General features: G+C 40.9%; 10 protein-coding genes. 9 read left to right on the forward strand and 1 reads right to left on the reverse strand.

The features are described from left to right. Nucleotides 1-10: 10 nt before the first annotated feature. Nucleotides 11-1,384: a gluconeogenesis factor YvcK family protein gene (gene yvcK, locus IJ00_RS00370; RefSeq protein ID WP_035148955.1), complete on the reverse strand. Its 1,374-nt coding sequence runs from the start codon at nucleotides 1,382-1,384 to the stop codon at nucleotides 11-13. 228 nt (nucleotides 1,385-1,612) lie between these two features. Between yvcK and ruvC the strand changes: the two genes are divergently transcribed. The 9 genes from ruvC to IJ00_RS00420 all read left to right on the forward strand — a co-directional run bounded on the left by ruvC (nucleotide 1,613) and on the right by IJ00_RS00420 (nucleotide 11,891). Beyond that, nucleotides 1,613-2,104, forward strand: a complete 492-nt coding sequence (ruvC, locus tag IJ00_RS00375; RefSeq protein ID WP_035148957.1) for a crossover junction endodeoxyribonuclease RuvC — start codon at nucleotides 1,613-1,615, stop codon at nucleotides 2,102-2,104. A gap of 660 nt (nucleotides 2,105-2,764) precedes the next feature. Beyond that, the gene (locus IJ00_RS00385; RefSeq protein ID WP_035148961.1) at nucleotides 2,765-3,916 is read left to right on the forward strand and encodes a lipopolysaccharide assembly protein LapB; all 1,152 of its coding nucleotides are present in this window, start codon (nucleotides 2,765-2,767) and stop codon (nucleotides 3,914-3,916) included. Between the two features lie 518 nt (nucleotides 3,917-4,434). Next, nucleotides 4,435-5,052, forward strand: coding sequence for a hypothetical protein (locus tag IJ00_RS00390; protein ID WP_238178403.1), 618 nt, complete (start codon nucleotides 4,435-4,437; stop codon nucleotides 5,050-5,052). Nucleotides 5,053-5,141: 89 nt separating this feature from the next. Beyond that, nucleotides 5,142-5,507: a hypothetical protein gene (locus IJ00_RS00395; RefSeq protein ID WP_035158238.1), complete on the forward strand. Its 366-nt coding sequence runs from the start codon at nucleotides 5,142-5,144 to the stop codon at nucleotides 5,505-5,507. Then, the gene (locus tag IJ00_RS00400; protein ID WP_035148963.1) at nucleotides 5,467-8,205 is read left to right on the forward strand and encodes a hypothetical protein; all 2,739 of its coding nucleotides are present in this window, start codon (nucleotides 5,467-5,469) and stop codon (nucleotides 8,203-8,205) included. The genes IJ00_RS00395 and IJ00_RS00400 overlap by 41 nt, the downstream gene beginning before the upstream one ends. Before the next feature lie 184 nt (nucleotides 8,206-8,389). Further along, nucleotides 8,390-9,178: a hypothetical protein gene (locus tag IJ00_RS00405; RefSeq protein ID WP_035148965.1), complete on the forward strand. Its 789-nt coding sequence runs from the start codon at nucleotides 8,390-8,392 to the stop codon at nucleotides 9,176-9,178. A 44-nt stretch (nucleotides 9,179-9,222) separates the two neighbouring features. Further along, nucleotides 9,223-10,272, forward strand: a complete 1,050-nt coding sequence (locus IJ00_RS00410; protein ID WP_035148967.1) for a hypothetical protein — start codon at nucleotides 9,223-9,225, stop codon at nucleotides 10,270-10,272. Continuing rightward, the gene (locus IJ00_RS00415) at nucleotides 10,273-11,103 is read left to right on the forward strand and encodes a hypothetical protein (RefSeq protein WP_035148968.1); all 831 of its coding nucleotides are present in this window, start codon (nucleotides 10,273-10,275) and stop codon (nucleotides 11,101-11,103) included. It abuts the gene before it with no gap. Between the two features lie 101 nt (nucleotides 11,104-11,204). Then, nucleotides 11,205-11,891, forward strand: coding sequence for a hypothetical protein (locus IJ00_RS00420; RefSeq protein WP_035148971.1), 687 nt, complete (start codon nucleotides 11,205-11,207; stop codon nucleotides 11,889-11,891). Nucleotides 11,892-11,930 lie beyond the last annotated feature (39 nt).

Raw genomic sequence — 11,930 nt, forward strand, 5'->3', positions numbered from 1 at the left:
GGAATCCTCCCTATCCTCGACCTTTTTGAGCGCTACTGTACCACCGGAATAAAACTTTTGAGAGTTTTTGGGGATCATGGCGAACATAGCCCATTTCATCCTCATACATGACATTGGCTGAGACAATACGTCTACCTAAATGAGTGATAGTTTCCCGATCCACAAATACAGGATGGGAGTTCTGTTGAGCATAGCGAATAAGGGCACGAGCCGAAGGTGTCTTCTGATGCACCAGCACCGCATTAAATAGCTTTCTACCACCACAAGCAGCATCAATTGCCCGGATATGGTCAGCGACTGTATATCCTTGGGTCTCTCCCGGTTGAGTCATGATATTACAGATGTAAATACAAGGTATGTTGCGCGTGGCGATCGCATCTGCAATATCCGGAACCAACAAGTTTGGAATCACACTGGTATATAAACTACCGGGACCCATAATAATATAATCAGCTTCTTTTATCACCTTCAGCGCCGCAGGTAAAGCCTTAGGTTTGGCTGGAGTACAACCAATTTTGACAATACTTCCCCCAGCTTCTGTAATTTTTGATTCCCCCTCAATCCGGCGACCATCGGCTAATTCTGCCCAGAGACGCACATCAGTTAAGGTTGCAGGTAAAACCTGTCCCCGAATAGCTAGCACCTTAGAACTTGCAGCCACTGCCCTTTCTAAGTCACCAGTAATTTCACTCATCGCTGTTAAAAACAAATTACCAAAACTGTGCCCTGTTAAACCATCACCTGCACGAAAACGATATTGAAATAATTCTGTTAATAACTTTTCTTCATCAGCCAAAGCTGCCAAGCAGTTACGAATATCACCAGGGGGCAACACACCAAACTCTTGCCGCAAACGCCCAGAAGAACCCCCATCATCCGCAACGGTAACGATCGCTGTAATATTGGCACTGTAAGCTTTCAAACCCCGTAATAAAGTCGAAAGTCCTGTACCGCCACCAACCACCACAATTTTCGGTCCCCGGTACAATCGACGATGAGCTAATAAGACATCAATCAGTTCTTCATCTCCATCCGTTCTCAGAACTTCCGTAATTGAACCAACTGTACGAGTTTGCCCCCAAAGTAACAACAGCAAACCACACAGCAGTACCAATGGACCACTGATATAGTTCGGTAAGATGTTGGTAATCGCTCCTAAAAAACCCCTCAATAACTCCAATGCCCAAAAAATGGGGCTGAGTTTTACCCAAATTGCTAACCCCAGACTGGCTAGGATTACCCCCCCCATACTAATTAACAACCAACGTTTTACAGATAGTCCAGGAGATAGCCACTTGAACCACTGGTTCACACGATAGGGAGTGTGACGACGTGACTGCTGTTGCAGGGTATTTAGGGCTTGTCGAAGAAAACCAATTGACATACCTGTTCTCAAGCAGTGGTATAAACTAATGATTAACAGAAAATGTACACAACCTGGTTGTAATTCCAGGTATGGGATTATTAGATTTACTCTAGGAAGGACTGTCAGTCAACAGAAGCGACAGGGCATCTGTACTATAATTCAATACTTCCATGTTGACTAAAACCATAGTGCAAAAGTTGCCAATCTGCCTAGTAAAAAGACTGACAGGAGAGTTCACCAAGATTTATGGAACAGCGAATTTTAGGACTGGATCCAGGGTTTGCGATTCTGGGCTTTGGTGCCATTACCTGTAATCAAAATTCGACCCAGCCCCAGGAAAACTCCGTAAAGATGCTAGATTTCGGAGTCATTAGAACATCAGCCGATACGGAAATGGGACAGCGACTCTGTACTTTGTATGATGATTTACATACCCTAGTTGGGGATATCCGACCAAATTTAGTTGCCATTGAAAAATTATTTTTTTATCGCATGGCAAATACCATTCTAGTGGCTCAAGCTAGGGGTGTAATCATGCTAGTCTTAGCACAACATCAACTGCCCTATGTAGAATTCACTCCAGCCCAAATTAAGCAGGCTCTTACAGGATACGGGAATGCAGACAAACATGAAGTTCAGGCAGCCGTGGGACGAGAATTAGACTTAGACGAAATACCACGACCAGATGATGCTGCCGATGCCTTAGCTGTAGCTCTGACGGCATGGTATCAATTGTAGCAATATCTTCAAGGCTGAAGCAATTTTTAAGGGGGTAGGGAGTAATGAGTTGGGGTAGGGAGTAACAAGATTAATTTACAAGCTAAAGTTTCCTTTGTAGACTACTAGCCTGGATGATTCTGTTTTTCGCAAAATGTGAAAAATGTCAATTTTTTGTGGAAAAACTTACGATTTTGCTTCATCAATCACAAAATTTCGATAAATCAAAAGTCATCAGATATAGAATATAATTCAGTAATATTAAAATCCTTTGCTCAGTTGCAAGGTGCAAATAAACAAAACCTCAGAAGACTGCTAATAGTTAATGGCTAACTGCTTTCTGTTCGTCACGTTAGCTTTGTCTGTAGGGATTATCACTCTATTGCCAAGTAACTATAGTCTGTTTCCGAAGGCAAGTTTATTCACCACAATACTGAATTCTCAAAAGCAAAGGTCTTGATACAGTCTATCAAACGCCCTTATATTTCCGCTTCTTGGGGGCAAACAACAAATAAGTCGGCAGCGAGATATCCTCGATGCATATTTTGTGACGCTCGTTTACTGAACAGGTGAACCGAAGCGGATATTTGGCACTGTATCAACTGTTCTAGCTCCAAATGTCTCTGATTTTGGGCAGGGAAATACTTTTTCTTTTGCAAATGTAGGGAATCTAGTACCACCATGGAAGCAAGGAAAGGAGTCAATTTACAGCAACATTGGGGAGCATTAACCTTTGCAGCGAAACAGGAACGTCTGGAATTACTGCAACGATTTTTGCTGGAGTATAGCTTTGAACCACAACTCCAACAGAGTGCAACTCATCTAGAAGACCGCATCCAAATTTTATATGAATTGGGTTTGGTCTACATAAGTATGGGGGAGTTGAAAAAAGCTGAAAGTGTGTTTCAGGGTGCATTAGAGTTAATTTGCCAAAATTCGGATTTTGCTGCTACCCAAGCGACAATTTTCCACCAATTAGGATGGATTTATTCCCTTCTTGGGCAAATTAAACAAGCACGTCAAGCCTACCAAAAATCTTTAGAACTGAAGGAAACTATCGGTGATATTGCTGGTAAGGCAGCTACATTACACAAGTTAGGGGTAATTTGTGTGCATCAGGGGGATACAAATCAAGCGATCGCCCTGTTTCAAAAATCCCTACAATTGAGTGAAAGCTGTGCAGATATCCAGGGTAAGGCGGAAAATTTACATAATTTGGCGGAGATTTATGCCGAACGAGGAGAGATTAAACAGGCGATCGCCCTTTATCAAGACTCCCTAGCGCTGAAGGCGGAAATCGGTGATATTCAAGGTAAAGCTGTGACTTTACACGACTTAGCTGGAATTTACGCCGATCAAGGCAATATCGCTAAGGCAGTTTCTCTGTGGCAACAATCCCTAGATATCTTTACTGAACTCGGTGACTTCTCTGGTAAAGCTACCACCACTAATAACCTCGCTGGAGTCTACGCACAACAGGGAAAAATTGACAAAGCCATTATTCTCTGGCGACAGTCTTTAGATATCTATGCAAGTATCGGCGATGTTCAGGGACAAGCCGCCACATTGCACAACCTTGGTAGTATCTACAGCGATAGTGGGGAATTAGAGGAGGCGATCGCCCTCTTCCAAGAATCTCTGGAATTGGAAATTAGCATTGGCAATATCCACGGACAAGCAATGACTCTGTGGTGGTTAGGAGACTTAGCACAACAACAAGGAAAGGTAAAAGTTGCTCTCAACTACCTTTACCAATCCCTTACCCTCTTCCAAAGTCTCCAATCCCCCGATGCACAAACAATTCAAGAAATTATTTTCCGGCTGAAAAGCTGAGATTACACATAGCTACAATTAACCCCAATACTTGTCGGTATTATATTTCTCATTCTTGTGAGGTATAGAAGAACCCCTCCCCAGCCCTCCCCGAAATCGGGGAGGGTGCCCGATAGGGCAGGTGGGGTTGTATTTCATCTGATTGGGAAACGCTTTACCATAAACCCTGGCTGGAAGTGAAAAGTCAGGGTTTATTATATTTATGGATTCTACCTTCTGCAAAAATTCTTACCATTGTAATATCGGCTGGAGTGCCTCAAATCCATTTTCCCGATAAATGCGTATCTATAGTAAGAAGGTTAAGCCATGGTAAACAAAACTTCCTGTTACAGTAAAATTTCTATCTTCTATGTCAGTTATATACTTAGGTATAATCCTATCGGTGAAGCAAGTTAAATCATGGCAGTAAAACTTTTACCGTAAATTCACAGATGTGTTTAACAATAAAGTTTAATCATGTTAAATTGTGATATTAAAGCATAATTCTAGTTTTCATGGGAAATTAAGGGATATTTAAGATGAATATAATTGACTCAATTCGCAGCAAAAATCAACAAAAAATTATGGATAATCCGGGCAATATATGGGCAAATAAGTACCCAAAACTGGCAAAATTATCTTCAAAATTTCAGACAAATTTACCATTTTTGCTTGCCTGTAGTATTTTCTTAATCACAATTAGTTTAGGTAGTCCCACCTTATTATTTTGTTTATTATTTGGTAGCCTGATTATCACAATTCTGCAACAAATCAGATGGCAAGCACAATTGCCTAAAAAATATATTTTACCATTACAAATACTCGCGATCGCCGTTATTTTAACTGCCTTTTGGTTAGATTATTTTGCGGCTCCTGCCCAAGCACAATTCTTTAAGAAAGCAGAGGACTTTTTCACTACTAGCCTTTCCCAAGGAACCACAAATAGTAGCGGTTCTCAAACAGCAATCAGCCTGATATTTAATATTCTCCGGGCAATTTATCTCCTTTATATTGCAGTTTCCTTAGTTGGTGTCATTAATGCAGTGCGGAAAGATGAAGATTGGCAAACTGTTGCCAGAACTCCCTTGTTAGTGGTGATTGCTGTCACCATTGCTGACGTACTCACAGGATTTATCATTGGGGATAGTAGTAAATAATCCCAACCTAGGGGGAAGTGAGATCATCAGTAATGAAAAATCTCACTGCAAATTTCCCCAACCATCTCAATCTCAACAAAGAGAATCCGATGAATAATGAATCAGAAAAAGATTTTCGACCTGTCAATCAAATTCTCGGAGCGCAGCCTTCCCTAGGTCCAATTCCTGCCGATCAGGTATTACCATGGACATTAATCGCCCTTGTCTCCTACTTTATCATTAATGGTATTTTTGGAGGATTATTTACCGATGACTTTCAGAAATGGCTGTGGACAATCCTACTTGCAGCTTGGGGGATGGCAACATGGTGGATATTAACTGGGGGGAGAAGTTGGCGTTTTTTGAGCAAATTTATTGGTGTTCCTACCTGGACTAGAGGTTTTGCCCGTTATCAAAGTTTGCTTTTAATTAACTATGAAAGAAAAAATCGGCAAACAAAGCGTCGCAAGCGGTGAAAGACTTACACCTTTTGAAGATGCTTTACATTTAGCCACAATGTTACGTTTTTCCTTAGAAGGACGAGATATCGGAGCTTATATATTAACAAAAGGAACACAAAAAGATAGATTTTGTTTTGTTTTTGGGTTTGAATGTCGAGGGATTCATACCACCCTAAGACAGGAGCAAATTGATACTATATTTAGTAATATTGAAGTTGGGTTAAAAGATATTCCCGAAGGTGAAAAAATTACATTTCACCTGGGTTCATTCAGTAATGATACGCAACGTCAAGCAGAGCTAGGGGAGTTAATTAGGGCAACATCTTCCCGTGATATTCAGTATTTACTGATGGCAGAACGTGCTAGGGTGCAAGAACTCACCCGTGGGGGGATTCGCAAACCAAAATTTCTGCGGGTATATGTCACCTACACCGTTGAACCAGATTCAAACCGTAGCGATGATTGGGTAGAAAAACTCCTCGCAAGGGTGGAAACTTGGTGGTTAAAGTTTAAGGGAGAATTAACAGAAGTTGAGCAGCAACGGATTGAAACTCTGATTACCAATGCTTATAAAAATGGGTTTTTCCGGTGGGAGCAAATTCTCTCTAACCAAATGGGTTTGGATGTGAAACCTTTAACAGCAGATGAATTATGGGGAGAAGTTTGGCGCAGATTTAATCAAACAGAACCGATAGACATTCCCCAGTTAATTACTTTAGATGAGCATGGTTTACATGAGTCCGTCAACTCCGATTTAGCTAGTAGTAAATTACTTCTAGAGAATATCCACGGTACCACTTTACTCTTAGAATCCGATGTCCCCATTGCCGATCGCCGTTGGGTAAGAATCAAAAATCAACATATCGGGGTGATGACGTTTCTGGAAAAACCCGGTGGTTGGGGCAGTAAAATTGCCCAGTTGCGGTATCTTTGGGAACTGCTAGCTAGGGAAACCATTGTCAATACGGAGATATTTTGTCAGTTGACGGCAGCAAATCCGGCGATCGTCAAAAATACCCTGCAAAGGGTACTGAAACAGTCAAATATGACTGCCCTGATGGCTCAGGAGAAAAGCCGTACCATCGATGTCAGCGCCCAATTGAAGCTGAAAAAGTCCGTAGCTGCTCAGGAGCAGTTGTATGAGGGAGCCATACCCATCTATGCAGGTATTGCGATTTTAGTCCATCGTCCGACACCGGAAAAATTAGACGAAGCTACAAGGTATATTGAAAACTGCTTTCAGCGTCCGGCGCGGGTGATTCGGGAGACAGAATATGCTTGGAAAATTTGGTTACAAACCCTGCCGATAGTTTGGGAAGGCTTGATGGCGAAACCCTTTAATCGTCGTCAATTATACCTAACCAGTGAGGTGCCCGGATTAATGCCCTTGGTACTACCCAGGGAGGGGGATAGGGAAGGATTTGAATTAATTTCTGAGGAAGGGGGTTCCCCGGTACATCTAGATTTATTTGCCCAGCATAAAAACCTGGCGCTGTTTGCCACCACCCGCGCGGGGAAATCTGTCCTCGTATCGGGGATTCTTACCCAAGCTCTTGCCCATAATATCCCTGTGGTAGCTCTGGATTTTCCCAAACCTGACGGGACTTCCACCTTCACCGACTATACCCAATTCATGGGGCGCAATGGAGCATATTTTGATATTTCCAAGGAATCGAATAACCTGTTTGAACAGCCAGATTTACGTTCCTTAACACCAGAACAACAGCGCGATCGCCTCCTGGATTATGTCGGTTTTCTGGAATCTGCGCTGATGACAATGGTTCTTGGTTCCTCCAGTGAGAGTCAGTTACTCACCCAAACTGTGCGTTCCGTTCTGAATTTGGCTCTATCTGCCTTTTTTGCCCATCCGGAAATTCAACAGCGTTATACGGAGGCGATCGCTGGTGGTTTTGGTAGTACTGCATGGCAAAATACCCCCACCTTAAACGATTTCATCCACTTCTGTTCCCCAGAACATATGCAACTCGACTCCATCAGTGGCAGGGTGGAAGATGCGTTAAATCAGATACATCTGCGTTTGCGGTTTTGGCTCTCTAGTCGTGTCGGCAAGGCTATCTCATCCCCCTCTAGTTTCCCCACAGACGCACAATTACTAGTTTTTGCCCTGCGAAACCTTTCGGACAGCGAAGACGCGGCAGTTCTCTCCCTGAGTGCCTATTCTGCGGCTTTACGGCGGGCATTAAGTAGCCCAGCTTCTATCTTCTTTATTGATGAAGCGCCAATTTTGTTTGAATTTGACCAAATTTCCGACTTGGTGGGCAGAATCTGCGCTAACGGTGCGAAAGCCGGGATTCGGGTGATTCTCTCAGCCCAAGACCCTGATACTATCGCCAAGTCTAAGGCTGCCTCGAAAATTTTGCAAAACTTAACTACCCGCTTAATTGGACGAATTCAACCCGTTGCCGTGGATAGTTTCGTGAGTATTCTCAAATATCCGAGGGAGATTATTGCTCGTAATGCTTCGGAAAGTTTTTTCCCCCGTCGCGAAGGAGTCTATAGTCAATGGTTGCTGGATGACAATGGAATTTATACTTTCTGTCGCTATTATCCTGGTTATGAACAGTTAGCAGTGGTGGCAAATAATCCCCAAGAACAAAGTGCAAGGCAGAAAACCATGGAGGATATTGATGATAAGTATCAGGCAATTTCTACCTTTGCACGGCAACTTTTGGCAAGTTTGAAAGGAGGGTAATAGATAATAGATTTGATGACTTGATGGAGTTACTCAACTATTGACTATCCTCGGAGGAATATCTCATTTCTAATTATTCCTATATTGCCTATGAAAAAGACAAAGAGCAAATGAGATGTTTTAGTCAGTCTAATATCCAATCTCAATTTTCAACTGGATAAACCCTTACAAATTATCTCAGAATATGCGCAAAACATTGATTTTTACCCTAGTTTTTACTTCCCTAATTACTCTCCCTGCAGTTGCCCAACTCGGTAAAATCTGGACAGACTTTCAATCCTATTCTGTAGATTTGCAAAATTATTATCGCAATAATGTCTACACTAAATTTCGACCACTGGAAATTCAGACACAATCAGCAATTACGAATGCTAATGGGGCTTTAAATCTTCCTAATCCTATCGGTTTAGAGCAGCAAGTGACTAATGATATTATCCTGAACTCCTTTGGGGATGAATTTGAAAATAATCCGGCAGTAAATGCAGTGGGAGTTAGTAATAATATTAATCGTTTACTCACAGAAGGGGCAGTATTAGGAATTTTGGGTTCTGCTGGACAAACAAGATTAAAAGGCAAGTTGATAGAGACTGATAATATTATTAAGGAAATCGCCGCAGAAACTAGCAGTCTAGACAAGATTCAAAATGGCTTGGAAAATACAATTAAAGCTGACCCCAAGTCACCGGAGACGGCAGCAATTTCAGCCCTAGCCAACTTTATTATTAATCAAATTACTGTACAACTAAAAGCAGTCAGAATTCAGGAAAGACAAACAAAATTGAATGCAGAATCTTTGGGACAAACAATTCAATTAAATCAATCTTTGCAATATTCTAATTTAAATTTAGCGGCAATTTCCCAACAATTAGAGGTGACAAACCGCTCTCGCAGGGTAGATGAAGCAGCAGAAGCAGCAAGGTTATTACGGGTGACTTCCCAGGTAGATTTATTCGGTAGGGAGGAGAAAAAATAATTACTTATTAAATGTAGAATCTCTCGGAAAAATATCGTAATCTCATGCATTTATATTTCTTACAAATTCTCACGGATACAGGAATAGATAACGCAATTAATAGTGGGGCGATCGCCGCGAAAAATATTGCGGAGGGTTGGGATCAGCAATGGCTAGATTTATTACAAAATGAGACGAAAAATAATCTCTATGGTGCGCTGACTAATTTGGGTATTTTCTTCGCAGTGGGAACCCTATTATTATTCATGGTGCAATGGTTACGGGATGTTTTATATAGTGAGTTTTCCCGTCCCTTCTCTGCCTTAATTTGGCCCTTTATTGTTGTGGTTTTACTCGCAAATTCTGATGGTGGTAGCCCCCTCTCTAACTTAACTTTGGGGGTGAGAAACTTCTTAAATAATATTAATCAACAGGTGGTAACAACTGCCGATGCAAATTTGGTATATCAACAAGCAATTAATATGAGTATTGCCGAAGATATTGTCGGTTCTTTATTACGTCCTTGCCAAGCATTGAGCGGAGAACAACAAACTAGATGCTTTATTAAAGCTAACGATAAAGTTAGTCTGCTCTGGCAAGAATATCGCAATTTATATGGCGATCGCCCTTGGATTAGTCGCTTAGAAAATAAAGTCAATCAGATAATTTTTACCATCGGAGGTATTTCCGAAAATACTTTTAATGCTTTGTTAGGTTCTAATGTTCAAACCACCATCAAAAGTTTTCTAGTCTCCTTACAATATGCATTTCAAAATCTCATTGAAGCATCCATGCTGTTAATAGCTGCATTAGGACCCCTAGCTGTGGGTGGTTCCCTGCTCCCCGTTGCGGGAAAGCCAATTTTTGCCTGGTTGACGGGATTTTTAGCGATGGGGATTGCGAAAATTTCCTTTAATATAATTGCCGTGTTAACTGCGACAGTCATCGTCAATGGATTAGCAGAAGATGCCAACGCCGACCCAGACTTAATGTGGTTTATAATTTTCCTGGGAATTCTTGCGCCCTTGTTATCATTAATTGTAGCTACCGTGGGAGGAGTTGCCATCTTTAATGCTGCCAGTTATACCACTAATTTGGTGCGGGAGAATAGTTAAATGGTGCGGTTACTACAACAAAAAAAGAAACCCCAGGGAAGTGCGTTGACTTTGTTCGCGATCGCCACTTTTTCCTTACAGTTTTTAGTTCTCCTCTTAATCATCATTCAAGGTTTAACTATCCGGCAATATAATCTCCGTAAACCGCCGAATTTTGTCCAACTTGTGGATGGAAAACCTGTCACCAATACATCAGATTTAGCTAGGGAACCAGAAGCAATCCGCCAATTTATCAGTAAAACCATGATAGCCATGTTTAACTGGTCAGGAAAGCTCCCAGCACAAAATATTGAAGATGTTGCTAAACCCAAAGCAGACACAGGAATTACGATTCCTACAACTCAAGGAGGTGTACAAAAAATTACGACAAGTACCTGGGTAGCAAGTTTTGCTCTTTCCGAAGATTTTCGCAAAGGGTTTTTAAGCAAAATTGCCGAAATCACCCCACCGGAAGTTTTTAGTAATAATCCTAAACAAGCAATTACAGTCGAATTAATTATTAAAAGAGTGTATCCTCCAGTACAAATTTCTCCAGGAAAATGGCGAGTGGGAATGGTGGCAGATTTAATTCAAAGAAAGGAGAATCGTCAGGTAATTACCCCTTTTAATAAGGATTTACTTGTTAAAAGTGTCGATTATTTTGCCTATCCTGTACCGGAAAATATTTCTAACTTACAACAAGCCATATACAGTGTCCGTTCGGAAAAATTGGAAATCTATGAAATCCGAAATTTATGTTTGATTGATGGCTACAATGAGAACAATCCTGATAAATTACAGCGTTGTGGAGGAAATCAAAAATTAGAAAGTTTTATTAAGAGTAATTTTTAAATAACATCATCTATGAAATGAGGGAGAAAATAACCTCTACAGACTACAAGATAATTGCATCAATTTTCTCAATTCCATGAGTCATCATTGCCCCATTATCCATGTTTACCAAATCAGAAGCGAAAAAAAGTAGTATCTTACCCCTATTTGTTGTTATCACCTTTAGTGTTAACGTTCTTACCTTATTAATTCTGTTATTCCATGGTTCACTCTTACAAGAATTAGGCAAACGACTGACACCCCAGAGTTTAGTACAATTAATAGATGGTCGAGCAATTACAGTAGACCCAAAAGTTAATTTGGAACGACATCCCGAAACAATTCGTCGCTTTGTAGGTGAAACCATGACTTTAATGTTAACCTGGTCATCGAAACAACCACCAAAAACGATTTGGGAAACTGTCTATGGATTGATGACTGATGAAATTAAGCAAAAATTAAAAGCTGAAATCATCACCTTAAATCCTTCTGTGCAATTTGAAAATACTAATCGTGTCGATGAAAATGTTTTTGTGATTGAGAGAATTTCCCAACCCAAACAACTTACGGAAGGAAAATGGCAAGTGGAAATCTCTGGTTATCAGTTAAATTTTAGTAGTTCCGATCAGAGGGGTAAATCAATCAAAATTCATAAACAAATATTAGTTAGGTCTACAGAAGAACAAAATGTCACCCTGCCAAATTTACCTTTACCATGGCATTTAGCTGCCTATCGCATTGGTGAAGCTAAATTAGAAATATATCAGATGTGTGATGGTAAAGATACACAGTGTGCAGAGAAAAAATAGAGTTATTTAATCATTATTGGTGAAATCAACCAATTTCAT

This window comes from Calothrix sp. 336/3 (assembly GCF_000734895.2).
Classification (GTDB): domain Bacteria; phylum Cyanobacteriota; class Cyanobacteriia; order Cyanobacteriales; family Nostocaceae; genus 336-3.

Coding starts and splice junctions, on each gene's coding strand:
- yvcK (WP_035148955.1), bottom strand. CDS start 1,384: ATGTCAATTGGTTTTCTTCGACAAGCCCTAAATACCCTGCAACAGCAG.
- ruvC (WP_035148957.1), top strand. CDS start 1,613: ATGGAACAGCGAATTTTAGGACTGGATCCAGGGTTTGCGATTCTGGGC.
- IJ00_RS00385 (WP_035148961.1), top strand. CDS start 2,765: ATGGAAGCAAGGAAAGGAGTCAATTTACAGCAACATTGGGGAGCATTA.
- IJ00_RS00390 (WP_238178403.1), top strand. CDS start 4,435: ATGAATATAATTGACTCAATTCGCAGCAAAAATCAACAAAAAATTATG.
- IJ00_RS00395 (WP_035158238.1), top strand. CDS start 5,142: ATGAATAATGAATCAGAAAAAGATTTTCGACCTGTCAATCAAATTCTC.
- IJ00_RS00400 (WP_035148963.1), top strand. CDS start 5,467: ATGAAAGAAAAAATCGGCAAACAAAGCGTCGCAAGCGGTGAAAGACTT.
- IJ00_RS00405 (WP_035148965.1), top strand. CDS start 8,390: ATGCGCAAAACATTGATTTTTACCCTAGTTTTTACTTCCCTAATTACT.
- IJ00_RS00410 (WP_035148967.1), top strand. CDS start 9,223: ATGCATTTATATTTCTTACAAATTCTCACGGATACAGGAATAGATAAC.
- IJ00_RS00415 (WP_035148968.1), top strand. CDS start 10,273: ATGGTGCGGTTACTACAACAAAAAAAGAAACCCCAGGGAAGTGCGTTG.
- IJ00_RS00420 (WP_035148971.1), top strand. CDS start 11,205: ATGTTTACCAAATCAGAAGCGAAAAAAAGTAGTATCTTACCCCTATTT.